We start from the raw sequence: 24,588 nt of genomic DNA, 5'->3' as shown, positions 1-24,588 counted from the left end.
TCCCGCGCTGGGTAGGGGTTCATCCGTAGTAGTATTATAGGAAGAAGCGCATCGAGCGGCTCATCGACGCGCAAAAATCATGCGCCGAATTGCTGCGGCCGAATCCGACGCTCGATGAAGCCGAGCAGCCATTGGCGATGCGCATGGGTCGCATCTCCCGCGCTGGCGATCCGCTGCTCGGCGGCCGACGAGCCGATCTGCGCGGCGAGGAGCATGCGTGCGCGTCCGGGCTCGATGCCGCAGGACAGGAATTTCTGGGCATCGCCCAGGCCAAGGTGGTGGCTGAGGTACGCCGCCTTGGCGAGCGTCTCCGCGTCGGTGCGCACGCGCACGCCGGCCTTTTCCAGCCGATCGAGGTTGAGCTTGGCGAAATCGGCGACGCTCACGATCGATGCCTGCGGATCGTAGCGCAGCGCGAGCAGCTCGGCGCGGTGGCCGGTGCTCAGCTTGCCGCGCCCGTCGAGCCAGCCGCGCTCGGCGGCGACGGTGTTGAGCCAGGTGCCGGGCCTTTGCGCCAGGTCGGTCCAGGTGCTGCTCAGGAATTGGCCCAGGCCCGCGGCACTCGATCGCGGATTGCGCGAATGCGGGTTCCAGCTGCCGTCGCCGGTCTTTGCCGCCTCGGCATCGACGATTGCGGCGATCATCGTCGCGGGCAGGCCGGTGCGGGCTTCGGCTGCGGTAAAGGCGGGCGCGTAGCGGGCATTGGGCCCCAGCGCGAGCGGCCCGCCGGCACCGTCGGCCGGGCCCGCGACACGCTCGATCGAATCATTGGGAAGCGTGCCCGATCCGCCACGGCGGCTTTCCCGTTCATAGTCGGGCGTCGCATCGTCGCCCTCGACGCGGGCAGCATGACAGTTGCAGCCGCATTGGCAGGCGCAGCCGTGCGCGCCCGCGACGCCGTCCGGGAACTGGCCGCCGAGCAATTCGAGCAGCGAATCCATCTTCATGTTGTTGCCGGAGAGCGGCGAGGTGTCGCGGTCCTTGCTGCTGTCGGCTTCGCCCAGCGCGGCGCGCCACAGCCGCGACGAGAGCTGCGACTGCGCTTCGGCATAGATCACCTGCGCGCGCTTGGCGGGGGTGAGGGCGGCGAGCTGTTCGGCGCGCTGGATCACGAGATGCGATCCTTGTCCTTGCGGCGCGCCTGCAGGAAGCGCGCTGCGGCGAGGTCGTCGATCGCACCCTGCTCGGCGAGCGCGGCGGTGCGTTCGGCCTCGGCCTGGTAGCGCTCGGCGGCGCCTTCGATCGCGCGCATCGTGCCATAGGCTTCCACTGCCTGGGCGCGCAGCTGTCCCAGCCGCGTCTCCGCGACGTGCGCGGCTTCGCGCAGCCGGGCGCGATCGGCCTTCATCCGCGCCGTCCAGGCATCGGACGAGAAGGGAAGGGCATAGGCGAGCGCGCGCTCCTCCTGCATCCGCGCATCGTGCGCGCGCGCTATGGTGTCGATCGTCGCAATGCGCTCGACCTCGACGCCGATCGACACCTTCACGGCATCGACTTCGCGGCGGTGGATGCGCAGCGCGGTGTCGAACGGAGTCACGCGGCGGCCTCCTCGATCTCGGGCTCGGCGGCGGCGCCGACGATCGCGGCGAGCGCGGCGAACGCCGCATCGGCATTGCCCTGGTCGTTCTTGCCCTGGTTGATCAGCGCCTCGATCTGCGGCGCGAGCGCGACGGCGCGATCGACTTCCTCGGACGATCCGGCCTTGTACGCGCCGAGCCGCACCATCTCTTCCATGTCGGCATAGGTTGATAGCAGCTTGCGCGCGGCGAGGCGCGTCTCGTTCTGCTCGTCGTTCATGCAATGCGGCAGTGTCCGCGAGACCGACTTGAGCACGTCGATCGCCGGATAGCGGCCGCGCTCGGCGATCGCGCGGCGCATCACGACGTGGCCGTCGAGGATGCCGCGCACCGCGTCGGCGACCGGCTCGTTATGGTCGTCGCCGTCGACGAGCACAGTGAACAGGCCGGTGATCATGCCCTTGCCGGGCGCACCCGGGCCGGCGCGCTCGAGCAGTCGCGGCAGCTCGGCGAAGACGGTGGGGGTATAGCCCTTGGTCGCCGGCGGCTCGCCTGAGGCGAGGCCGATCTCGCGCTGCGCCATCGCGAAGCGGGTGACCGAGTCCATCAGGCACAGCACGTTGAGGCCTTGGTCGCGGAAATGCTCGGCGACCGCGAGCGTGGTCCAGGCGGCCTGGCGGCGCATCAGCGCGGGCTCGTCGGAGGTGGCGACGACGACGACCGAGCGAGCCATGCCCTCGGGGCCGAGGTCGTCCTCGATGAATTCCTGCACTTCGCGGCCGCGCTCGCCGATCAGGCCGATCACGGCGACGTCGCACTGGGTCCAGCGCGCAAGCATCGAGAGCAGCACCGATTTGCCGACGCCCGAGCCCGCGAACAGGCCGAGCCGCTGGCCGCGGCATAAGGGCACGAAAAGGTCGAGCGTGCGCACCCCAGTCTCGATCCGCTCGGCGACACGCGCGCGATTGGCGGCGGCGGGCGGGGGCGCCTTGATCGGCTGGGGCTCGCCGCCCGGCGGCAGCGGGCCGAGTCCGTCGACCGGCCGGCCGAGGCCGTCGATCATCCGTCCGAGCCAGCCGGCGGAGGGGCGCACGGTGAACTGGCCCGCGCCCAGGTCGGCGCGCGCGCCCAGGCCCACGCCCTGCGGATCGGTGAAGGGCAGGCACAGCGCCACGTCGCGGTCGAGCGCGGTCACTTCGGCCTGCACGGGGCCGTTGGGTGAGGCGATCTCGACGCGGCTGCCGATCTGCGCCACGCCCGCCAGTCCCTCGACTTCGATCAGCGCGCCGCGCACCGCGACCACCCGGCCGAAGCGGCGGTCGGGCAGCATCTCGCGGATCGCGCGGGCAGCACTCGCCAGCGTCTGCATGGAAAGCGCCTCAGGCGGCCTGTGCGGAAGCCGCGGCGGCTTCGGTCTCGAACGCGATGATCTCGCGCGCCGAGGAAAGCGCCTTGTAATAGTCGCCCATCGCCATGTCGTGGGCGAAGCGGATGCACGCCGCGCGGGCCTCGGGGGCGGGCAGGGCGGCGACCAGCGCGCCGACCAGCGCGACGACGCTGTCCTGGTGCTCGGCGCGGTTGGCCGGATCGATATAGGCGAGCATCGCGGCGAAATAGAGCTGGCGGGCCGGAGTGGTGGCCTCTTCCGGCTGCATGACCTCGCGGCCGCGCAGGATCGAAACCTGGTTCTCGACGGCGATCTGCGTGCGGCCGACCGCGCGCAGCACCGCGCCGTTTACGATCGCCTTCTCGCCGTCGCGAAGCGTGATGCGGAGCATGGAACGTGCCTTTCGTGAAGCTTTGCCTCCATTATAGGAAGGAGTTTCCCAGGGGCGGCGCGGCACCCGGCAAATTTTGCCCAGCATCAATTTTCACTGCGCATTTGGCCCGGCGGCGCGAAGCCCGTCCTACAATGGAGCCGTGGCCTGTCCGATCGATTGGCGGGCGTCTTGGGAGTCCTGGTCTTGAGCCTCTATTCCGCTCTTTATGCCGGCGTGTCCGGCCTCAGCGCGCAGTCGGCCGCGATGGCGACCGTTGCCGACAACATCACCAACATCAACACCGTCGGCTACAAGGGCGTCGAAGCCCAGTTCCGCACGCTGGTGACCGACGGCCGCGCCAAGAGCAACTATTCGGCAGGCGGCGTCGCCGCTGCGCCGATCGCGATGGTGTCGAAGCAGGGCCTGCTTCAGGCCTCGGGCAGCACCACCGACATCGCGATCGACGGCGGCGGCTTCTTCGTCACGCGCGCGACCGCAGACGACAGCAGCGATGTGGCCTTCACCCGCGCCGGCAACTTCCGCCCGGACGAGGAAGGCTTCCTGCGCAACGCCGCGGGCCTCTATCTCTACGGCTGGCGCCTCGATCCGTCGGGCAACTTCACCAACACGGGCAACCTCAACTCGCTCGAGGCCGTGCGCGTGAGCGACCTGACCGGCACCGCTTCGCCGACCTCGCGCATCCAGGCGCGCATGAACCTGCAGTCGAGCACCGCCAACTACACCGGCGCCTATACGACCGGAGACATGGCTTCGGGCACCGTGACGCCGCAGTTCACCCGCTCGTTCGACGTCTATGACTCGCAGGGCGGCTCGCACCGGATCACGATGGGCTTCATCAAGACCGGCGCGAACACCTGGCAGGCCGAGACCTATTCGGATCCCGCCAGCGACGTCACTGCGGCCGGCGGCCTGCTCGCCAGCGGCACGGTCAAGTTCAATCCGGACGGCAGCCTCGACATGTCGGGTTCGACCGGCAACTTCTTCGACCCGCTGACGCCGACCTGGACCAACAACGCCGCCTCGGTTCCGATCCAGCTCTCGCTGGGCAGCGATGACGGCATCAACGGCATCACCCAGTTCGGCACCGAGAGCTCGCTGATCTCGTCGAACGTCGACGGCGGCATGCTGGGCAACCTCTCGTCGGTCGAGATCACCAAGGATGGCACCGTCAACGCGATCTTCGACGACGGCACCACCCGCTCGGTGTTCCAGCTGCCGATCGCGACCTTCCAGAACCCGGACGGTCTCACCCGCATGTCGGGCAATGCCTACACGCCCAGCCGCGCCTCGGGCGGCTTCACCCTGAACACGCCGGGCGCGCTCGGCGCGGGCGCGATCGCAGCCAATTCGCTCGAGGCCTCGACCGTCGACCTCGCCGGCGAGTTCACCAACATGATCCGCTTCCAGCGGGCCTATAGCGCTTCGTCCAAGATCATCACGACCGTGGACGACATGCTGCGCGAAGTCAGCGACCTGAAGCGCTGATCGGCTAGCGGTCAGGGGATCAGGGGATGGCGCTCAACGACATATTGGGTTCCGCGGTATCGGGCCTGTCTGCCGCGCAGGCAGGCCTCCGCGCGGTCTCGAACAACATCGCCAACGTCGGCGTGGCGGGGTATGCGCGCGAGCGCGTCAACCTCACGACCGGCGTCACTTCGGGCAAGGTCAGCGGCGTGGTGGTGGGCGAGCCCACGCGCGTCGCGGACCGTTTCCTGGAGTCGACCGTCTATCGCCGCTCGGGCGATTACGGCCGGGCGGAAGTGAGCGCCAACTACCTCGATCGCCTCCAGTCGCTGCTCGGCGAGCCGGGCGCGGACTCGGGCCTGCCCGCACGCCTCGACGCCATCTCGGCCTCGGCCGTCGCGATGACCGGCTCGCAATCGTCCGAGCAGACCGTGGCGACCTTCACGGCCAATGTGCAGGACGCGATCACGTCGATGCAGCAGCTCGACAGCGACGTCGCGGGCCTGCGCGGCGACGTCGAATCCGAAGTCGGCTACACGGTCGACAAGATCAACAGCCTGCTGGTCCGGATCAACGACCTCAACAGCACGGTCGCGCAGAACACCGGGCTGGGGCGCAGCGTCAGCGGCGCCGCCGACCAGCGCATGAAGGCGATCGAGGAGCTCAGCAGCCTCATCTCCATCAACGTGCGCGACCAGCCGGACGGCCGCGTCTCGATCGAGACCGCCTCGGGCGGCGTGCTGCTCGACCGGCGGCTGCGCCAGCTCTCCTATCCGATCTCGGGCCAGGGCGTGTCGATGCCCAGCTATCCGAGCATCGAGGTCCGCTTCGCCGAACCCGACGGCTCGATGGGCGCCGCGACCGGCGAGTCGCTCGATTCGGCCGCGGTCGGCGGCAAGCTCGGCGGCCTGCTCGACCTGCGCGATCGCGCGCTGCCGGCGTTCTCCGAAAAGCTGGGCGTGCTGTTCGGCGGGCTGACCGAAGCGCTCAACAGCGTGAGCAACGCCAGCACCACCGTGCCCGCACCCGCTTCGCTCAACGGCCGCTCGACGGGGCTCGACGGTGCCGACCGGCTCGGCTTCACCGGCGCCGCGACCTTTGCGGTGACCAAGAACGACGGCACCCTCGTCGCCAAGACCACGATCGATTTCGACGCCTTGGGCCCGGGTGCCACCGTCGACGACATGGTCGCGGCGATCAATACGGGCCTTGGCGGCAATGCCACGGCGAGCTTCGTCGACGGCAAGCTCACCATTTCCGCCAGCGCCACGGGCAACGGTGTCGCCATCGCCCAGGATGCGACCAACCCCAGCGCGCGCGCCGGAGTGGGCGTCTCGCAATATTTCGGCCTCAACGACATCGTCCGCAGCGACACGAGCACGCTCGTGCCTTCGGGCTTCACTGCCAGCGATCCCCATGGGTTCGGGGCAGGGGAGACCGCCGAGATCGTGCTGCGCGACACCTCGGGCCGCGCGCTCACCAGCTACACGTTGACGCCCACCCCCGGCGGCACGTTCGGCGACATCGTCAACGATCTGAACGCGAGCCCGCTCTCCAATTTCGGCAGCTTCTCGCTCGACGACCGCGGCCGGCTGCGCTTCGATCCGGCGCCGTCGGTATCGGGAGCCGCGCTGTCGATCCCGTCGGATTCGACCGACCGCCTCGGCACCGGTCGCAACTTCACCCAGCTCATGAGCCTCACCGGCGTGTCGAGCGGGCTGAACGGCAGCGAAGTGCGGCCCGAGGTGCTGACGAACCCGTCGAAGATGCCGCTGGCGATGCTCCAGGCGGATGCCGCGGTCGGCACCAAGGCGCTGGGTGCGGGCGACACGCGCGGCGCGACCGCGCTCGTCGACCGGCTCGCCGCGCCGATCGACCTCGGCAAGGACGGGACCGTCACGATCGAGCGCTTCTCCAGCCTGCTGCTCGGCCGCGCCGGGCTCGAGGCGAGCCAGGCGCAGGGCTATCTCAGCGACGCCTCCGCGCGCCGCGACGACGCCGTGACCCGCCGTGACAGCTTCTCGGGCGTCAACATCGACGAGGAACTCTCGCAGATGGTGGTGCTCCAGAACAGCTATTCGGCCGCGGCCCGGGTGATCACCACCGCCACCGAAATGTACGACACGCTGCTCCAGATGGTCCGCTGAGGAAGAAGAACATGAACCGCGTAGCCACCATTCCGCTTCAGCGCACCCTCTCGGATGCGATCCAGCGCTCGCAAGAGAAGCTGGCGATCACCCAGCAGCGCCTCGCGACGGGCAAGAAGGCGGCGAACTTCGCCGATCTGGGCACCGAGACGGTGCGCAACCTCTCGGCGCACACCTTGCTGGCGCGGCAGGATGCGCAGTCGACCGTGTCCAAGCGCGTCGGGACCACGCTTTCGCTCTATCAGGGACACCTCGAAGGTATCGAGACCTCGACGATGGACCTGCGCCAGCAGATTATGACCGCGGTCGGCACCGGCGACGCCGCAGGCCTGCAGGAAGCGATCGAGACTGCCTTCGCGCAGTTCCGCACGTCGCTCAATTCGGACGAAGGCGGCACGCCGCTGTTCGGCGGCTCGCAGACGGGACAGAACCCGTTCGTCCCGGCGACGCTGCAGGACACCGCCACCATCGACGCCGACTCCGCGTTCCGCGACGACAGCGTCCGCTCCACCGCGCGCGTCGCCGACGGCGTCGACGTGACCTATGGCATCACCGCCAGCGCGGTGGGCAAGGACCTCTACGAAGCATTCCGCTCGCTCGCCCAGGCAGGCCCTATCGGCGACAAGCTCGACGACACCCAGACCGCCGCGCTCAAGCAGGCGCTCGATCAGCTCGACACCGGCCTCGGCAGCCTCCGCTCGGTCAATGCCGAGAACGGCCGCAAGCAGGCGCAGGTCGAGACGCTCTCGAAGCGCGGCGACGAGCGCTCGCTGCTGCTCAAGGGCGTGATCGAGAGCAACGAGGACGCCGATCTGGGCCAGGTCGCCATCGACCTCGCGGCGCAGAAGGCGATGCTCGAGGCGAGCTATTCGGTCTTCTCGCAGCTCTCGAGCCTGAGCCTGGTCAACTATCTCGGCTGAGCCGGCACTCGCCGGCAACGCCCCGTTCGCGTACCACGGCCGCTCCGCACCACGCGGGGCGGCCGTTTTTGTTTGCAGGATGATCTTCCCCTCCTGCTCGCAGGGAGCGGTCGGGGTGGGTTCGCGCGTCTGCGCGCCGCCTTTCAGGGAAGGGGGCCAAGGCTAAGGCGCCGCGTCGAGCAGGTCGCCGATGGCGCCGATCGGGCTCGCCTGGGGGATGGCGGCCATGGCGGCGCCCAGCTTGGCGGAGTCGATGGTGCCGGGCGCGGCAGTGAGCGCGTCGAACGCCTGGCTGCTCGGCAGGCCCTGGAAAGCGGCGGCATAGCGCGCGCGCAGTGCCTGGAGCCGGTCCTCGCGGCCCAGCATGGCGAGCGCCACCGCCTGGCGGAGCACCGCCGCCTGCGCCGGTTCGCCCAGGCTCTTCGGCTGGGGCAGGTGGCCTTCGTTCTCGATCGCGAAAGCATTCCAGTCCTTGGCGCGCCAATGCATCTCGGCGCGGATCGCGTCGGCATCGGGCAGCCCGTCGAGCGCCGCGTTCGCCGCAGCGTCCTTGCCCAGCTTGTGAAGCGCGACGGCTTCCATCCGCTTGCGATCGTGCCGCATCGTGTCCGAATAGCCGGGCTGCTCGGTGTCGCGCAGCACCTGGAGCGCGCGATCGGGCCGGCCTGCCAGTATGTGAAGCGACGCGACCTTCACCGACATCGGCCCCTGGGCGACGTCCTGCATCCGCTGCATCAGCTGGTACTGGAGCAGCTCGGCCGCGCGGGCATAGAGGCCGGATGCCTCCAGCCGGTTGGCGAGCCGCAGCACCAGCGCGTCGCCCTCTGCGCCCGCCGGCGACAGCTCGCGATAATCCCAGTAAAGCCCCGCCGCCTCGGGCAGCGGCACCGGGCTGTCGGGCGCGAGCACCGCGGCGAGCGTGCCCTGGAGCGAGGCGAGCATGGGCGCGGCTTCCTTGCCCAGCTTGAAGTACCGGAACAGCGTCGCGCCGGCGCGCAGCTGGCTGCGCGGATCCTTCGCTTCAGTGGCGAGGCGCAGCTCGAGCTGGAGCGCGCGCTGCTCGACCGGCCCGCCGCGCCAGGTATAGCGCAGCGTGTCGAGCCGCTTGATTCCCTCGGCCGGGGCGATGGTGTGCGCGGCGAGATCGGCCTCGATGATGCCGAGCCGGGCGTCGGCCTGGAGCTGCGGCGTGCCGCTGATCCGCGCGCGGTCGAGCCGCAGCCGGCCCGCCTGCTGGTCGCCCGAGGCGATCAGCGCGCGGCCGCGCAGCAGGTTGGCGGCGGGGTTCTGGTCGCCGAACAGCTTGAGCCAGCCGAGCGCCGGTTCGGGTCTGCCGATGTCGATCGCGGCGGTTGCGGCGGCGAGCACGAAGGGCGAGCGGTCGACCGCCGGCCGCGCGTTGATCGCGGGCAGCGCGCAATTGACCTGAGTCAGCGCCTCTTCCTGGCTGCCGGCGAGCACCAGCGCGCGGATGCGCCAGGCGCAGGCCTCGGCATTGCCCGAAAGATCCTCGGCGGCGAGCGCGACCACGGCGTCGTCACCGCGTCCCAGCTGCACCAGCGCGGCGCCGCGCGCGAGGCGGAAGGGAGCGATCAGGTCCAGGTCGGCATCGGCGAGGCGCATCGTCTCGAGCACGCCCAGCGCATCGGCGCCCTTGCCGTCGGCGATCAGCCCCAGCGCGAAGCGCCAGCGCGCCAGCTGGCGCCCCTCGGGCTTGGCGGTGGCGAGGGCGGCCCAGGCGGCGCTGCCCGTCTCGCCCTGCCAGCCCTGCGGGCCGGTGATCATCGGCATCTGCGCCAGCTCGGCGGCGAAGGGCGGCAGCGCCGAGGCGGCGGCGAGCGGCGCCGTGATCGGCGCGTTGGTGGGAAGGGGCGGGGCTTGCGGCGCGGGCGCGGCGGTTGCGGCGCCGGCGAGCAGGGCGATGGCTGCGGTACGCATCAGGCGACTCCGAACAGCGCGACGGCCACGCCGCCGCCGACGCAGGCGAGCAGGAACAGCAGCGCCGGGACGATCGGCAGGCCCGAAGACCGGGCCTCGGCTGCGGCCTCCGCGGCAGCGTTTGCTACGGCATCCGCGCCCTCGGCGGCGGCGCGGTCTCCGCGGCGGCGCTTGGGCGCTTCCGCCGCATCCTTGACGACGCGTATTCTCGCGGGGCGCTGATCGTAGCTCAACTCGACACCTTCTGGCTGATTTCCCTCTATTATAGAGGAGAGGCCGCCCGTGGGGCGGCTCCGTGCACGGGAGATTCGAGTTGCGTAGGGGAAGCTTCGCGGCGCTGGCGCTGACGACGGCGCTGGTGCCCTTTCCGATCGGCGGCGCACAGGCGTCCGGCGGTGGCGGAGCCGTGGGCGGCGAAGGCCTGCATCTCGTGCCGATGGACGAAGTGAGCGTGCCGATCGTCGACGCCGATCGCGTCGCCGGCGCGCTGCGCTTCAAGCTGGTGCTCGACGCCAGGGACGATGCGACCGCCGCGCGCATGACTGCGCAACTCCCCGCGCTGCGCGCCACCACCGTCGCCGCCGCGCTCGAATTCGCCCGGCTCAACGCGTCGGGCCTGCGCGCGGTCGACGCCCAGCAGCTCGACCACGACCTGACCGCAGCGCTCCAGTCCGGCGAGCCGGGCCTCGCCCGCGTGCTGATCGTCGAGGTCGCGGCGAGCCGCAGCTAGGCTCGGTTCACCGGCCGAAGTTCAATGAAATCCAGGGGGTGGAGGGGGCTTGCGCCCCCTCTCAGCGCTTGGCGCGCGCGCCCGCGCCCGGAACCGGGGCAGGGGCCGCAGCCGCGACGGCGGGCGCCGGCCCGCGCGCGCTCTTGCGGGCGAGGGCCATGCTGAGCGCGGCGGCGCCCTTCGGCGTCATGGCGGCAAGGATCAGCGCGGTCGAGCGTTCGCGCATGCGCTGCGCGACTTTCATCTGCACTTCCATGTCGAGCTGCTCGAAGACCACTGCGGCGGCCTTGGGCTTCATCGCCTGGTAGATGCGGGCGAGCTCGTCATATTGCGCCTCGGGCGGCTCGGCCGGGCCGGCGCCGGGCGCCGCCGGCGTCGCTGCGGCGGCCTGCTGCTGGCGCGCCTGCATGTCGGCCTGGAGGCGTTGCTCGGCAGCCTTGGCCGCCTGCTCGCGCAGGTCGAGCGCGCGTTGGCGGCGCGCCGCCGCGGCGTCGCGGGCGTTGAGATCCTGCTCGATCGAATTGCCCAGCCGGGTCTTGGGCGCCTGCGCCTGGCCGCCGGGGGCGGCGATGCTGGCGGCGTTGGCGACGACCGCGAGCGCGGAGGCGGCTGCGGTCATCAGCAGGAGCGAGGGACGCTTCATCACGCCGCCTCGGCCTGGGGTTCGAGCGCTTCGTCCTCGGCGACTTCGGCCTCGGCGCTGCGGATCGCGTTGGCGATGCTCACCGCGCCGACGATGCGTTCGCATGCCGCGTCGGCGATCCCGGTCATCACTTCCAGCTCGTCGCGAAGCTCGCGCGCCTGCTCGACGAGGCGGGCGTGCTGGGCGCAATCGGTGCCGAGCGTGGCCTTCATCTCCGAAAGGACCGAGCGCGCGCCCGTGGTCGCCTTTTCCAGCGCCGTCACCACTTCGGTGAGCGCACCGTCCTTGACGGTCCTCAGGCTGCGCATCATCCGCACGCTCTGGACGAGCACGGCCATGCAGAAGATCATGGTCAGCGCATTGGCGGCAATCGCGAGGCTCATTTCTTCTTTCCCTTGGAAACGTCGGTGAGGAGACGCACGGCGATCTTGCCGCGGCGCTGGCCGATCTGGCCCTGGGCGAGCGTCACGCCGCCGCAGGCGATGTCGAGCGGGTCGTCGGGACCCTTGTGGAGCGGGATGGTCTGGCCGACCTCGAGCGACTGGAGCGTGGCGAGCGCCATCGGCTTCTCGCCCAGCAGCACGTCGACCATCACGTTGGTCTTGCGGATCTCGGAGGCCATGTGCGCCTCCCAGATGCTGTCGCGGCCGCTCTTCTCGCCCATGAAGCGCTGGAGCAGCTTGTCGCGGACGGGCTCGAGCGTCGCATAGGGGAAGACCATGGTGAACTGGCCGCCGCGGCCGTCCATGTCGACGCGGAAGGTCGCGATCGCGCAGATGTTCGACGTGCCGGCGATCGCCGCGAAGCGCGGGTTGCTCTCGATGCGCTCGAGGTCGATGTGGATCGGCTCGATCGGCTCGAACGCCGCGGCGAAATCGTCGAGCGCGAGCGTGAGCATGCGCGAGATCAGCCCGGTCTCGATCGTGGTGAAGGCGCGCCCGTCGATCAGCACCGGCGAGCCGCCGCCGCGCCCGCCGAGCAGCGCGTCGACCACGGCATAGATCAGCCCGGATTCGACCGTGACGAGGCCGTAGCTCTCCCACTCCTGCACCTTGAACACGCCGACCATCGCGGGGAGGGCGACGCGGTTCATGAACTCGCCGAAGCGCGTGGAGGTGACTTCCTCCAGGCTCACGTCGATCGCGTCCGAAGTGAGGTTGCGCATCGAGCTGGCGAAGGCGCGGACCACCCGGTCGCACACCACTTCGAGCATCGGCAGACGCTCGTGGCTGATGACCTTCGATTCCAGGACCGCGCGCAGGCCCTTCTTCTTCTCGACCGGGCCGCCGAAGTCGCCGAACAGCGCGTCGATGTCGGCCTGGTCGAACTTGACGTCGCCGCCGCCGCCCATCGGCGCGACGGGCGGCTCGGGAAGGTCGAATTCCTCGAAGTCGATCATTGCTGGACCAGATCCTGGATGAGCACTTCCTTGACCATGCCGCTCCCGGCGACCTGGGTCGCGCGGACGAGCAGCTCTTCCTTGATGCGGAACACCGCGGCCGATCCCGCCAGATCCTCCGGGCGCAGCTCGCGCAAGAAGGGCTGGTAGCTGTCGAGGATCGCGGGCAGCTTGGCCTTGATCGCCTCGTCGGTGACGCCGTTGCCGCGCACCAGCATCAGATGCACCTTGAGGAAGCGCGCCTGGCCGTCGGGCGAGCGCAGGTTCACCACCAGCGCGGGCACGTCATAATAGGAGTCCGCCCCCGCCTCGCCGCCCTCGGCCGGAGCCTCGGCTTCCGCCGTCTCGGCATGCGCCTTGCCGCCGCCCGAGAGGAAGAAGAACGCACCGCCGCCGCCGCCGAGCAGCAGCACGGCCGCGGCCGCGCCTGCGACGATCAGCTTCTTCTTCGACTTCGGCTTGGCGTCGGACGCTGCGGCGTCCGGCCCCACTTCGACGATTTCGGCCGACATTCCCCTGGCACCTTTCGATTTCATCGCGTCCGGCACCCCGCCGGCTGATTTCCTCCTATTATAGAGGGGTCACCCGGCAATTTCTGCCTAGCGACAAATTTCTGAAGGGACCGTCCGGTGGACATCTCGTCTTATGTATTGCTGAGCCAGGAACAGGCGCTGCGCCGTCGGCTCGACGTGGCGGCGAACAACCTCGCCAACATGAACACGGTGGGGTTCAAGCGCGAGAAGCCGGTGTTCCGCGAATATGTGGAGCAGGGCGAGACGGCGATCGAGCCGGCCAAGAAGACGTCGTACGTGCTCGATTACGGCGCGGTGCACGACGCTTCGATGGGCGCGTTCCAGCCGACCGAGAACCCGCTCGACGTGATGATCGAGGGGCAGGGCTATCTGAGCGTCGAGGCGCCGGGCGGCGGCACCGCCTATACGCGCGCGGGCTATATCAAGGTGCTCGAGAGCGGCGAGCTGGCGACCGCGGGCGGGCAGCGCCTGCTCGGCGAGGGCGGCCGCCCGATCAAGGTCCCGCCCGAGAGCGCGGGCCGGCTCAGCATCACCGCCGACGGCAGCGTGGTGGGCCCGGACGGCCCGCTCGGCCGTCTCACCGTCACTGTGTTCGACGAAGCCAATGTCGATCCGCGCGGCGACGGGCTGATGAATGCGTCCAACGGCCGTGAGCTCACCGCGGCCGAGACCAAGCTGCGCAGCGGCGGCGTCGAGGGATCGAACGTCAACGCGATCGTCGAGACCACCGACATGGTCGAGATCCTGCGCGCCTATCAGACCAGCCAGCATCTCACCGAAGGGCTCAACGACCTTCGCCAGAAGGCCATCGACCGGCTCGGCCGCGTCGGCTGAATTCCAGAAAAGGACTGACCTATGCGTTCGCTTTCCATCGCCTCGACCGGCATGCTCGCGCAGCAGACCAACGTCGACGTCATCTCGAACAACATCGCCAACATGAACACCACGGGCTTCAAGCGCCAGCGCGCGGAGTTCCAGGACCTGCTCTACGAGCAGATCGAGCGTCCGGGCGGCGCGACCGGCCCCGACACCAAGTCGCCCTCGGGCATCCAGATCGGCGCCGGCGTCAAGACCGGCGGCGTCTATCGCATCCAGCAGCAAGGCGCGCTGCAGCAGACCGACAATCGCTACGACGTGGCGATCACCGGTCGCGGCTATTTCCAGATCCTGCTGCCCTCGGGCGACACCGCCTATACCCGCGACGGCTCGTTCGGCGTCTCGGACCAGGGCGAGCTGGTGACGCAGGACGGCTATCCGGTGCAGCCGGGCATCACCATCCCCCAGGGCGCGCTCGACGTGACCATCTCCAAGACCGGCGAGGTCCAGGTGGTGACCGCGAACGATCCCCAGCCGCAGACCGTCGGCCAGCTCGAGCTCGCGACCTTCATGAACGACGCCGGCCTCGAGGCGAAGGGCGAGAACCTGTTCCTCGAAACCGCGGCTTCGGGCCAGCCGACCGTCGCCAATCCGGGCGAGCCGGGCTTCGGCACGCTGAGCCAGGGCTTCATCGAAGGCTCGAACGTCAATGCGGTCGCCGAAATCACGGCGCTGATCACGGCGCAGCGCGCCTATGAGATGAACAGCCGCGTCGTGAAGACCGCAGACGAGATGCTGGCGACGACCAGCCAGCTGCGCTGATGACCGTGCTGCTCGCCCTGGCCTTGCTCGGCGCCGGACCCGCGGAGGACGTGCCCGTGGCCGTGCTCGCGCATCCGGTCGAGAAGGGCACGCGGCTCGAGCCCGGCGACTTCGCGACCGAGCCGCGCAGCGCCGCGGCGGCGCGCGGGGCGCTCGCGGCCGAGGACGCCGCCGGCATGGAGGCCGCGCGCCGGCTCTCCGCCGGTACGGTGGTCCGCCGCACGGACCTCATGCAGCCGCAGCTTGTGCGGCGCGGCGAGCCGGTGACGATCCGCGTCGTCAGCGGCCCGCTGGTGATCACTACCGCCGGCCGCGCGCTCGGCGGCGGCGGGCAGGGCGAGACGGTGCGCGTGGTGACCAACACCACCAGCCGCACGCTCGACGGAATCGTGGAAGGCTCCGGCACTGTCCGGGTCGCAGCCCCTTAAGGAAAGACCATGCGCAAGATCATTCTTCTCGCGGCGCTCGGCGCCACGCTGTCGGGCTGCGGCTCGGTCGGGCGGCTCCAGCAGGTCGGCAAGGCGCCGAAGCTCTCGGAGATCACGCCGATCGACACGCCCGAGCTCGAGGCTTCGCTCTCGGCCCCGGCCGATCGCGCCGGCCGTCCCCGTTCGGCCCAGCCGCAGCAGCCGGCGCAGAGCGCCTCGCTGTTCCGCACCGGCGCAGGTGCCTTCTTCCGCGACCAGCGCGCGAACAAGCAGGGCGACATCCTGACGATCAAGATCAACATCCAGGACAAGGCCGATCTCGGCAACAACACCTCGCGCACGCGCGGCGGTTCGGAGAGCGGCGGCGTCGGCAACCTGCTGGGCATCGCCCCGGTCGCCAAGCTGCTCGGCCAGGACGCGGCCAAGGTGCTCGATACCAATTCGGGCTCCAAATACACCGGCGGCGGCAGCACCGCGCGGTCCGAGACGATCAACATGACGATGGCCGCGATCGTCACCCAGGTGCTTCCCAACGGCAATCTGATGATCCGCGGGCGCCAGGAAGTGCGCGTCAACTTCGAGATGCGCGAGCTGATCGTCACCGGCATCATCCGCCCCGAGGACATCGCCCGCGACAATTCGATCCAGCACAGCCAGATCGCCGAGGCGCGCGTGATCTACGGCGGCAAGGGCCAGCTCACCGAAGCGCAGCAGGCGCGCTGGGGCCAGCAGATCTACGACGCGCTCTTCCCGTTCTGACGGGGCGCGGTTCGATCCGAGAAAGGCCGGAACCTCCCAGCGAGGTTCCGGCCTTTTTCGTTCGGTGTGCCGATGGCAGCCAACCAAAATAAGCCCCTCCCCTTCAGGGGAGGGGTTGGGGTGGGGCAGGGTCTCACCGAGACCGACGCATCCATGGATGGCCCCACTCCAACCCCTCACCTGAAGGCTAGGGGGCTCGACCCCCCCTCCCAGGCGGTTAACCTTCCGCTAACCATCAAAATTCGCACGACAATTTTGGTACTCCTATAATTCTTCCCATGATGGATTGCGGGGCATCGACATGCCTCGTCGGGGGCCGGCGTTTCCGGCCCGGGTCGCAGAAGCGGCTCTATCCAAGAAGGAATAGATCATGGGTTTCTCGGTTAACACCAACGTCGGCGCGATGGCGGCTCTCCAGAGCCTCAACGAGACGAACAAGGGCCTGGCGACCACGCAGAGCCGCATCAACACCGGCCTCGCGGTTTCCTCGACCAAGGACGACTCGGCCTCGTACACGATCGCCCAGACCCTCCGTGGTGAGATGGGCGGCCTGAAGTCGGTCAGCTCGTCGCTCAGCCGCGCCAAGAGCACGGTCGACGTCGCGGTTGCGGGCGCGGAGCAGATCTCCGACGTCCTGAACCAGATGAAGGAGAAGGCCACGGTCGCTTCGGACCAGGGTCTCGACGAAGAGAGCCGCAAGGCGGTTGCGAAGGACTTCACTGCCCTTCGTGATCAGATCAAGACGATCATCGATTCGTCGGAGTTCAACGGCACCAACCTGCTCAAGGCTTCGGGTGGTGACGTCAAGGCGCTGCAGTCGACCGACACGGCCGCTGCCACGCTCGACGTGACCAACATCGACATGAGCACCAACGTGCTGGACGAGCTCGACGGCCTCGACGCCGACGATTCGTCGCTGGTGTTCAAGGACGACGGCGACGTCTCCAACGGCATGGAGGGCGCTACGCTCGCCAAGACGATGGTGACCAAGCTCGAGTCGCTGCAGAAGACCGTCAACGGCAACCTGAGCACGCTCGGCGCCGCTTCGCGCAAGATCGACGGCCAGTCGACCTTCGTAAGCAAGCTGTCGGACGTGATCGAGGCAGGCATCGGCAACCTCGTCGACGCCGACCTCGCCAAGGAGTCGGCCAAGCTGCAGGCTCTGCAGGTCAAGCAGCAGCTGGGTGTCCAGGCTCTGTCGATCGCCAACCAGGCGCCGCAGACCATCACCTCGCTGTTCCGCTAAGATCGTCAAACGCCACACTTTTCCCTGGAAGTATGGCGCTGACAGAAGAGGCCGGGATGGAAACATCCCGGCCTTTTTTTGTCCTCGGCCCTGCCGAATGGTTGATCCTTCTATAATGACCGAAGGACAGGAGGACTTGTTTGTTTCCGCGTATCAGAGAGATCACCGATGCTTTCGGGGCACGGCTGCGAGTGAGCGTGGAGGAGCATCCTTCGGGCGCGCTGGTGGTGCTCGAGCGTCCCGATCTGGGCGCACAGCCGCGCATCCTGCTCGACGGCTACGGCGTCGACGTGCTGTCCGGATACATCATGTCGGCCCGGCTCTCGGTGCCGCATCCGCTGCCCGACGAGCATGTCGACGGCATGTTCACCACGCGCTTCGAGCTGGGGCTGGAGCCCGCGGCGACGCTGCTGCTCGCCCAGTCGGAAAACGCGGTGCTCGATATTCCCGCGCCCTTCTGGGACCGGCTCTATGCCGAGCTGTGCCTGGTCGCGGCGCACGCGCGCGAGCTCGGCCGGCGCGCCGAGGCGCGGGTGCACTGATGGGTAAACCCCGCGTAAGGGCAAACCCTGAATTCGTTCCGACACATTGCGCGGGCAATGAGCCACGCGGTCGCTGACCATAAAATGAGGGGTCGTTTGATGGGTTCTCGGGACCAGGCTTCGGCGGACACGCCGGCGAGCTTCACGGTTACGCTGACGCTGAAGGTCGAGGATGCGGGCCAGTTGTGGGCCGCCGCGGCCGAGCGCGCGCTCGCCGCTCCGGGCATGACGCTGGCCGACGTGCTCGACACGCTCGGGCCGCGCGAGGATCCCTCGATCGCGGATTGCATCGCGATGCTGACCGCGCCCGCCGCGGTTCCGGGCTGCACGCTCGAGGGCTATGCCGTCCGTGAGGCCCCGACACCGGTGTCCGGGCCCGCACAGGTGGTCCAGATGCCCGAGCCGGCGATCCCGCTGCGCCCGGTGGCCAACGGCTGAGGCTTTCTCATTCCGATTGAAGCAAGGCTCGCGCCCCACGGCGCGGGCCTTTTTCGTGTGCGTGTAGAGGAGCCGCTCACACTCAAAGCCCCTCCCCTTCAGGGGAGGGGCTAAAGGACGAAAGGCGCGCGTCATCGCCTCCCAACCGCCACTTGCAATGTAGGATTTCGCCTGCTTGGCTGGCTGTCCGCCGGCACGGTCCGGGGCGCTCTTTGAACCCGTCGAGCTGGAAGCCGAGTCCGCGGAAACTACGGGGGGTGGGTGCAATCTTGGTAATCTTCCGCCGGTGTCAGCCCGCCGTGAAGAGGCCGCCGCATGAAATTACCTTACGCGTGGGCGCAACGTTATTGCCGAAAACGCGGGAAAAGTGGGAAGTTAGCCGCGTGAAGTCGCAGGCGGGGAGAGAGGCGGACGGCCGCGAGGGGATCGGATGCGTCCGCCCGCCTCTCTTGCCTTCATTATAGAAGGCCCGGCGGTGCCGCCGGGCCGGTCCGGGTTACTACCTAGGCGTCAGCCCGCGATGCGGACCAGCGACGTCGTGGGCACCTTGGTGCCGTTGACCGTCAGGTTGACGTTGCCGTTCTCGAACTGGACGTCGCCGACCACGCCAATCGCGTGCGCGGTCACCGGGACGTCGGTGCCCGACGCGTCCTTGGCGGTGACTTCGATCGTATAGTCGCCCGCGCCCATCTGGCGGCCGGTGCTGGTCAGCCCGTCCCACTGGAGCACCCCTGTCGCGGCGCCCGCCTCGACGGTGCGGGTGTCGACCACGCGGCCGTTGGAATCGGTGATCGTGGCGGTGAGCGTCGCGGCGCTGCGGTCCGCCTTCCAGCTCCACTGCGCCGGGACGTCGTCGGTGAGGCCCGCCGTCGAGGAATCGGTCTCGACGATCTTGCCGAGCAGCGACGAGGCCTGGGTGAGGCTCTGCGTGCCGAGGCTGCCGAGGATCGACTTGAGCGTGCTGGTCTGCTCGATCGACTGCTCGACCGCCGAATATTGGACGAGCTGCTGGGTATATTCCGACGTGTCCATCGGATCGAGCGGGTCCTGGTTCTGCATCTGCGTGGTGAGCAGCTTCAGGAACATGTCGAAGTCGGCGTTGAGCTTCGAGCTCGCGCCGGTGGCGGTCGCCGCGGCGGCGTTCTGGGTCGAGGAAACGGTGGTCATTGCTGGCTCCTAGGCGAGGAGATCGACCTGCCCGTCGCCGCGGACGGCGCGATAGGGCTGGTCGTCGGTTTCGAAGTCGCCCTGCTGGGCAGAGGCGTGATGCTGGTGGCCGCGCTGCTGCTGCTGCGACGAAGACTGGCTGCCGCCGCCGCTGCCGGTGCCGCTCTCGAAGCGGAAGCTCTGCGCGTCGGTGCGCACGCCGGCCTGGTCGAGCGTGCGGGCGAGGTCGGGGGCGTCCTGGCGGAGCAGGTCGAGCGCGTGCGCGCTCTCGGTGCGCATCGTCGCCTGCAGGCTGCCGCGGTCGTCGAAGCCGAGCGTGACTTCGACGCGGCCGAGCTCGGCGGGATTGAGGCGGACGCGCAGCGTCTCCTCGCCGGATTCGATCTTGCGCGCGATCTCGACGCCGAGCGCCTGGCCGAGATGGCCGGGCCGGGCATGGACCACCGGCTCGGCTACGGGCGTGGCGGGAGCGGGAGCCGAGGTCGCCGCCGCATGGCGCACGGGCTCGGCGGCGGAGGTCGGCTGGAAATGCGCCGCCGGCTGTGCGCCCGCCGCAGGCTTGGCAGCGGCTTCCTGGGCGAGCGGCTGCTGCTGCTGGCCGCCGTCCGATCCCTTCTGCCCATCACCGTCGCCCCGGCTCGCGACGGCGCGGGCGAAGCTGTCGCCTGCCGCAGGAGTCGGCTCGGCGGCTTGCTGCTGGACGGTAGCGGGGCCGGTGCGCACGGCGGCAGTCTTGCGCTGCGCCGGGACGGGTGCCGCGGCCGAGGGCTCCGCCGGCGCGGCCTGCGCCCGCACGAGCGGCGCGGCGGCGGCGACCGGAACCGTGGCAGGCAGCGGGAGCGCCTGCTCCGCGTCGGGCGCCGACGCTTGTGGCTCGGCCGGCTGCTCCGCGGCATCGGCCGGAAGCTTGGGCGATTTCTGCGGCTGCGCCTTCACCGGCTGGGCGGGCGCTTGCGCCTGGGGCACCTCGGCGGCCGCGACCGGCAGCTCGCCCGCGGGAACGGCGGCAGGCGCTTCAGCCTTGGGCAGCTGCGGCTGGGTAGGCGCGGCGGGCTTGACCTTCACGGGGGGCGCTTCCGCGCCCGGGGCGGTCGCCGGCGCCACTTCGGTGGGTACCGGAACTACATCCGCCTCTGCCGCGGTGGTGAGGAGCTGCGACATCGGCACCGCGGGCGGCAAGATCCCCGCCGCCACGTCGGGTGCCGCGGCGTTGTCGACCGTCGGAACCGCCGGCGTGAGGTCGAGCACCGGCATGCCGTCGATCTGCGCCGGCGGCCGGCCCATAACCGGCAGCCCGGTCGGCGTCCCCGTGCTGCCGCCCAGCGCTCCATCGAGCGCGACCGCGAAGCCCAACCCCGAAGGCGGGAGCTGCGGTGCAGTGGCAGCGCCGAGACCGGCGCCATTGCCGATGGGAAAACCGAACGGAAGGATGTTCATCCAGGCCCCTCTTGCCTGGTCCCGAGGGACCGCTTCAGTTCATTATAGGACGGAAACTAACGAGGCGGTTTTTCACCCGATCGTACCCAGCGCCCGGATGCGGGCGCGCGCGTGGATCTCATTCTGCGAGAGCACGACGGTCGCGGGCCGCACGCGCTCGATGATCGAGCGGACGAAGGGCCGGATCGCCGGGCTGGTGAGCAGGCAGGGAATCTCCCCGTCCTGCGCCTGGCGGTCATAGGTCTCGCGCACCGAGGCGATGAAGCGCTGCAGCGCGGAGGGCGCCATGGCGAGCTGGCGCTCGTCGCCCTGACCCAGGATCGATTCAGCAAACGCCTGGTCCCATTCGGCCGAGAGCGTCACCACCGGGATCGCGTCGCCGCGCACCTGCGATGCGCTGATCTGGCGGGCGAGCCGGGCACGGACGTGCTCGGTCATCTGGGTGAGGTTGGAGGTCAGCGGGGCCGCCTCGGCGATACCTTCGAGGATCGTCGGCACGTCGCGGATCGAGATGCCCTCCGAGAGGAGGTTCTGCAGGATGCGCTGCACGCCCGAGATCGAGATCTTCGACGGCACGATGTCCGAAACGAGCTTCTCGGCTTCCTTGTGGACTTCGGTCAGCAGCTTCTGCGTCTCGGTGTAGGAGAGCAGATCGGCGATATTGTCCTTCACTAGTTCGGTGAGGTGCGTCGCGATGATCGTGCCGCACTCGACCACGGTGAGCCCGCGGAAGCCGGCCTCGTCGCGCAACTCGCGGTCTATCCACAACGCCGGCAGGTTGAACACCGGCTCGCGCGTCGCTTCACCAGGCAGGCCGACCGGCGCGCCGCCGGGGTTGATCAGCAGCAGCTTGTCGAGCCGGATCTCGCCGCGCGCCGCCTCGGTCTCCTTGATCGTGATGACATATTCGTTGGGCTTGAGGCCCATATTGTCGATGATCCGCACCGAAGGCAGCACGAAGCCATAGTCGGTTGCCATCTGGCGGCGGAGCGCGCGGACCTGATCGTCGAGACGCGGCTCACGCGTGTCGTCGTTGATCATCGGCAGCAGCGCATAGCCGATCTCGATGCGCACCGCGTCGATCGCCAGCGTCTGGGAGATCGGCTGCTCGGCATAGACCTGCTGCGCCTCTTCCTGCGCGGCCACGGCCTGCTCCAGCGCAGCCTTGGCCTCGGCGCGCTTGGTCATTCTCCAGGCAGTGAAGCCGGCGATGCCCGAGAACATGGCGAAGGGCAGGAAAGGCAGCCCCGGCATGAGCGCGAGTGCGCCCATCAGGAACGAGACCATGCCGAACGCCTTGGGATAGCGGCCGAGCTGGTCGCCCAGGGTGGCGCCCGTCTTGCCCTTGATGCCGCCCTTGGAGACGAGCAGGCCCGCGGCGATCGAGATGATCAGCGCCGGGATCTGGCTGACCAGGCCCTCGCCCGCCGTCAGCACGGTATAGGTGTGGAATGCCTCGCCGATCGGCACGCCGTGTGAGACGACGCCGATGGTGAGGCCGACGACGATGTTGACCGCAGTGATAAGCAGCGCGGCGATCGCGTCGCCCTTCACGAACTTCGACGCACCGTCCATCGCGCCGTAGAAGCCGCTTTCCGCCTCCAGCTCGGAGCGCCGCTCGCGCGCCTGCTCCTCGCTGATCATGCCGGCGGAGAGATCGGCGTCGATCGCCATCTGCTTGCCGGGCATGGCATCGAGGCTGAAGCGCGCCGCGACTTCGGCGATGCGGCCCGCGCCCTTGGTGATCACCACGAAGTTGATGACGATTAGGATGATGAAGATGGTGAGGCCGATGATGACCTCGCCGCCCATCAGGAACTCGCCGAACGCCCCGATCACGCCGCCGGCGGCGTCGTGCCCCTCGTGTCCATGAGTGAGGATCAGTCGTGTCGAGGCGAGATTGAGGCCCAGGCGCAGCATCGTTGCGATCAGCAGGATCGTCGGGAAGGCGCTCAGCTCCAGCGGCTTCTCGATGAACAACGCGGTCATCAGGATCATCACCGAGATGGTGATCGAGAGCGTCAGGCCGAGGTCGAGCAGCCAGCCCGGCATCGGCAGGATCAGCATCGCGATGATCGCGACGACCGAGCCCGCGAGCGCGAGGTCGCGGTTGGCGCCGATGCGGTCGAGCAGCTTCTGTACGGCGGGAGGCATTGGCAGGGTCCGTTAGATCGCCGGCGAGACCGGGATGCCGGCCTCGATGAAGGTGCGGAGCTTGTTGCGCATCGTGCGCACCGAGATCCCCAGGATGTTCGAGGCCGAGGTGCGGTTGCCGTGACAGCGCTCGAGCGTCTGCAGGATCAGCTCGCGCTCGACTTCCTCGACCGTGCGGCCGACCAGTCCCTGGATCTGGAAGCGATCGGGTTCGGCGGCTTCGAGCTCGATCAGGCGCGTACCGTCCGAGCGGACGAGGTCACTCGCCTCGATCCGCGCGCCGCTGGCGAGCAGCACCGCGCGATGGATGCAGTCCTCGAGCTCGCGGATGTTGCCGGGCCAGCCGTAGCGGCCGAGCAGCGCGAGCGCCTCGTCGCTGAAGCCGCGGGGCTCGATGCCGTCCGCTTCGGCAAGCCGTTCGGCGAAATGGCAGGCCAGCTCGGCGATGTCGTCCCCGCGAGCGCGCAGCGAGGGGACCTCGACGCGGACCAGGCCAAGGCGGACGAGCAGGTCGGCGCGGAAGCTGCCGGCCTGTACCGCGGCTTCGAGGTCCATGCTGGTCGAGGCGATCAGCCGCGCCTGAAAGGGCACGAAGGTGTCGCCGCCGATGCGCGTGAAGCGCTGCTCGATGAGAACGGCAAGCAGCCGCGCCTGGGTGGCGGGGGCCAGCGCGCCCACTTCGCGCAGGAAGATGGTGCCGGTGCCGGCGCGCTCGAGTCCGCCGGTGCGCCGGGCGGCGGCGCCCGGAAACGCATTGGCTTCATGGCCGAACAGCTCGGATTCGAGCACGTCGGCGGCTACGCCCGCGCATTCGACGACAAGCATCGGATCGCCGCGGCCCGAAGCCTCGTGGATCGTGCGCGCCATCACGCCCTTGCCGCTGCCCTTCTCGCCGGTGACGAGCACCGGCGCGCCGCTGCTCGCAACTGCGGTGGCGAGCTGGAGCGCGCGGGCTAGGGCAGGGTGATTGCCGATACGGGCTACGACGCTGCGCTGGACTACCGAGGCAATCGCGGCGGCGATCATGTCGCGCTGCGGGGGAAGGGGAACATAGTCGCGCGCGCCGGCCCGGATTGCCGCCACCGCGCGCTCGGCCGGGGCGTCGATGCCACAGGCGAGCACGGGGATGGTGAAACGCTCGCCGCGCAGGCTGGCCATGAAGCCGGCGACATCGGTCTCGACGTCGATCATCACCATGTCGGCGCAGGCGCCGCGTAGCGCCTCGAGTGCATGCGCCGGCGTATCGGCCATGGCGACATCGGCGCCGGCCTGGCGCGCGAGCTCGGCGGCGAGGCGGAACTCGCTCCCCGGCGCGCCGATCAGCAGCAGGCGGATCGGGCCCGCCATCTCAGCGATCGCCCCGAACGATCTCGGTGAGGGTGACACCCAGCGCATTGTCGATCAGCACCACTTCGCCGCGCGCGATCAGGCGATCGTTGACGAAGATATCGACCGGCTCGCCGACGCGGCGGTCGAGCTCGACGACGGTGCCCGAGCCGAGGTGGAGCAGCTCGCCCACCGGCATGCGCGCCCGGCCGAGTACGGCCTGCACCTTGACCGGCACGTCGTGGACGGCCTCCAGGCCCTCGCTGCCCGCGGCGAGCGCGTCGCCCGTGGGACTGGTGTTGAAGTCCTCGAACACGGGGCCGCTCTGCTCGCCACCGTCGGCGGGGATGATGTCGTGGGGTTCGGTAGCCATCGTCATGT

At 69.3% G+C, this 24,588-nt stretch carries 26 protein-coding genes; 11 read left to right on the top strand and 15 right to left on the bottom strand.

Features of this window, described 5'->3' with window-relative positions; translation table 11 throughout:
- Positions 1-77 precede the first annotated feature (77 nt).
- The 4 genes from J7500_RS13585 to J7500_RS13570 are packed head-to-tail and all read right to left on the bottom strand — an operon-like array spanning position 78 to position 3,295.
- Entirely contained in the window at positions 78-1,112 is a 1,035-nt protein-coding gene (locus J7500_RS13585; protein ID WP_294062331.1) for a peptidoglycan-binding protein, read from the bottom strand.
- On the bottom strand, positions 1,109-1,537 hold the full coding sequence (locus J7500_RS13580; RefSeq protein WP_294062330.1) for a hypothetical protein: 429 nt from the start codon (positions 1,535-1,537) through the stop codon (positions 1,109-1,111). Before J7500_RS13580 ends, J7500_RS13585 begins: the two co-directional genes overlap by 4 nt.
- Positions 1,534-2,886: a flagellar protein export ATPase FliI gene (gene fliI / locus J7500_RS13575; protein ID WP_294062329.1), complete on the bottom strand. Its 1,353-nt coding sequence runs from the start codon at positions 2,884-2,886 to the stop codon at positions 1,534-1,536. Before fliI ends, J7500_RS13580 begins: the two co-directional genes overlap by 4 nt.
- 10 nt (positions 2,887-2,896) lie before the next feature.
- Positions 2,897-3,295: a flagellar biosynthesis repressor FlbT gene (locus tag J7500_RS13570; RefSeq protein ID WP_294062328.1), complete on the bottom strand. Its 399-nt coding sequence runs from the start codon at positions 3,293-3,295 to the stop codon at positions 2,897-2,899.
- 186 nt (positions 3,296-3,481) lie between these two features.
- On the opposite strand from J7500_RS13570, the gene J7500_RS13565 reads away from it, so the two are divergent.
- From J7500_RS13565 to J7500_RS13555, 3 genes are read left to right on the top strand one after another with little or no spacing between them, the layout of a single operon-like run.
- Entirely contained in the window at positions 3,482-4,783 is a 1,302-nt protein-coding gene (locus J7500_RS13565; RefSeq protein ID WP_294062327.1) for a flagellar hook protein FlgE, read from the top strand.
- A gap of 26 nt (positions 4,784-4,809) precedes the next feature.
- Entirely contained in the window at positions 4,810-6,909 is a 2,100-nt protein-coding gene (locus J7500_RS13560) for a flagellar basal body rod C-terminal domain-containing protein (RefSeq protein WP_294062326.1), read from the top strand.
- 11 nt (positions 6,910-6,920) lie between these two features.
- Positions 6,921-7,829, top strand: a complete 909-nt coding sequence (locus J7500_RS13555; protein WP_294062325.1) for a flagellin — start codon at positions 6,921-6,923, stop codon at positions 7,827-7,829.
- A 162-nt stretch (positions 7,830-7,991) separates the two neighbouring features.
- Here J7500_RS13555 and J7500_RS13550 read toward each other — a convergent pair whose 3' ends face one another.
- Positions 7,992-9,767: a hypothetical protein gene (locus tag J7500_RS13550; RefSeq protein ID WP_294062324.1), complete on the bottom strand. Its 1,776-nt coding sequence runs from the start codon at positions 9,765-9,767 to the stop codon at positions 7,992-7,994.
- Positions 9,767-10,000 (bottom strand): hypothetical protein, encoded by a 234-nt coding sequence (locus J7500_RS13545; RefSeq protein WP_294062323.1) that lies wholly within the window; start codon positions 9,998-10,000, stop codon positions 9,767-9,769. The genes J7500_RS13550 and J7500_RS13545 overlap by 1 nt, the downstream gene beginning before the upstream one ends.
- Positions 10,001-10,080: 80 nt before the next feature.
- Between J7500_RS13545 and J7500_RS13540 the strand changes: the two genes are divergently transcribed.
- A complete protein-coding gene (locus J7500_RS13540) occupies positions 10,081-10,497 on the top strand; it encodes a hypothetical protein (protein WP_294062322.1) in 417 nt (138 codons plus the stop codon).
- 61 nt (positions 10,498-10,558) lie between these two features.
- Here the strand turns inward: J7500_RS13540 and J7500_RS13535 are convergent, their stop codons facing one another.
- From J7500_RS13535 to J7500_RS13520, 4 genes are read right to left on the bottom strand one after another with little or no spacing between them, the layout of a single operon-like run.
- Complete coding sequence (locus tag J7500_RS13535) at positions 10,559-11,140, bottom strand: hypothetical protein (protein WP_294062321.1); 582 nt, start codon at positions 11,138-11,140, stop codon at positions 10,559-10,561.
- Positions 11,140-11,523, bottom strand: a complete 384-nt coding sequence (locus tag J7500_RS13530; protein ID WP_294062320.1) for a DUF6468 domain-containing protein — start codon at positions 11,521-11,523, stop codon at positions 11,140-11,142. Before J7500_RS13530 ends, J7500_RS13535 begins: the two co-directional genes overlap by 1 nt.
- On the bottom strand, positions 11,520-12,539 hold the full coding sequence (gene fliM / locus J7500_RS13525) for a flagellar motor switch protein FliM (RefSeq protein WP_294062319.1): 1,020 nt from the start codon (positions 12,537-12,539) through the stop codon (positions 11,520-11,522). The genes J7500_RS13530 and fliM overlap by 4 nt, the downstream gene beginning before the upstream one ends.
- Positions 12,536-13,051, bottom strand: coding sequence for a flagellar basal body-associated FliL family protein (locus J7500_RS13520; protein ID WP_294062318.1), 516 nt, complete (start codon positions 13,049-13,051; stop codon positions 12,536-12,538). Before J7500_RS13520 ends, fliM begins: the two co-directional genes overlap by 4 nt.
- 117 nt (positions 13,052-13,168) lie before the next feature.
- On the opposite strand from J7500_RS13520, the gene J7500_RS13515 reads away from it, so the two are divergent.
- From J7500_RS13515 to J7500_RS13485, 7 genes are all read left to right on the top strand, one after another.
- The gene (locus J7500_RS13515; protein WP_294062316.1) at positions 13,169-13,906 is read left to right on the top strand and encodes a flagellar hook-basal body complex protein; all 738 of its coding nucleotides are present in this window, start codon (positions 13,169-13,171) and stop codon (positions 13,904-13,906) included.
- 21 nt (positions 13,907-13,927) lie between these two features.
- Positions 13,928-14,710: a flagellar basal-body rod protein FlgG gene (gene flgG / locus J7500_RS13510; protein ID WP_294062315.1), complete on the top strand. Its 783-nt coding sequence runs from the start codon at positions 13,928-13,930 to the stop codon at positions 14,708-14,710.
- Positions 14,710-15,138: a flagellar basal body P-ring formation chaperone FlgA gene (gene flgA, locus J7500_RS13505; protein ID WP_294062314.1), complete on the top strand. Its 429-nt coding sequence runs from the start codon at positions 14,710-14,712 to the stop codon at positions 15,136-15,138. The genes flgG and flgA overlap by 1 nt, the downstream gene beginning before the upstream one ends.
- Positions 15,139-15,147: 9 nt before the next feature.
- On the top strand, positions 15,148-15,897 hold the full coding sequence (gene flgH / locus J7500_RS13500; protein WP_294062313.1) for a flagellar basal body L-ring protein FlgH: 750 nt from the start codon (positions 15,148-15,150) through the stop codon (positions 15,895-15,897).
- Between the two features lie 370 nt (positions 15,898-16,267).
- Entirely contained in the window at positions 16,268-17,143 is an 876-nt protein-coding gene (locus J7500_RS13495; protein ID WP_294062311.1) for a flagellin, read from the top strand.
- A gap of 140 nt (positions 17,144-17,283) precedes the next feature.
- A complete protein-coding gene (locus J7500_RS13490; protein WP_294062310.1) occupies positions 17,284-17,685 on the top strand; it encodes a hypothetical protein in 402 nt (133 codons plus the stop codon).
- Positions 17,686-17,784: 99 nt separating this feature from the next.
- Complete coding sequence (locus J7500_RS13485) at positions 17,785-18,123, top strand: hypothetical protein (RefSeq protein ID WP_294062308.1); 339 nt, start codon at positions 17,785-17,787, stop codon at positions 18,121-18,123.
- Positions 18,124-18,633: 510 nt separating this feature from the next.
- On the opposite strand, the gene J7500_RS13480 is transcribed toward J7500_RS13485, so the two are convergent.
- The 5 genes from J7500_RS13480 to fliN all read right to left on the bottom strand — a co-directional run bounded on the left by J7500_RS13480 (position 18,634) and on the right by fliN (position 24,580).
- Positions 18,634-19,290 (bottom strand): flagellar hook assembly protein FlgD, encoded by a 657-nt coding sequence (locus J7500_RS13480; RefSeq protein WP_294062307.1) that lies wholly within the window; start codon positions 19,288-19,290, stop codon positions 18,634-18,636.
- Between the two features lie 9 nt (positions 19,291-19,299).
- Positions 19,300-20,727 (bottom strand): flagellar hook-length control protein FliK, encoded by a 1,428-nt coding sequence (locus J7500_RS13475; protein ID WP_294062306.1) that lies wholly within the window; start codon positions 20,725-20,727, stop codon positions 19,300-19,302.
- Between the two features lie 72 nt (positions 20,728-20,799).
- Positions 20,800-22,881, bottom strand: a complete 2,082-nt coding sequence (gene flhA / locus J7500_RS13470; protein WP_294062305.1) for a flagellar biosynthesis protein FlhA — start codon at positions 22,879-22,881, stop codon at positions 20,800-20,802.
- Positions 22,882-22,893: 12 nt separating this feature from the next.
- Positions 22,894-24,228, bottom strand: a complete 1,335-nt coding sequence (locus tag J7500_RS13465) for a sigma-54 dependent transcriptional regulator (RefSeq protein WP_294062304.1) — start codon at positions 24,226-24,228, stop codon at positions 22,894-22,896.
- A gap of 1 nt (position 24,229) precedes the next feature.
- A complete protein-coding gene (gene fliN / locus J7500_RS13460) occupies positions 24,230-24,580 on the bottom strand; it encodes a flagellar motor switch protein FliN (RefSeq protein WP_294062303.1) in 351 nt (116 codons plus the stop codon).
- Positions 24,581-24,588 lie beyond the last annotated feature (8 nt).

It is taken from the genome of Sphingomonas sp., from assembly GCF_017744835.1.
In the GTDB taxonomy this organism is placed as follows: Bacteria; Pseudomonadota; Alphaproteobacteria; order Sphingomonadales; family Sphingomonadaceae; genus Sphingomonas.
This window is presented reverse-complemented; position numbering and strand designations above follow the sequence as displayed.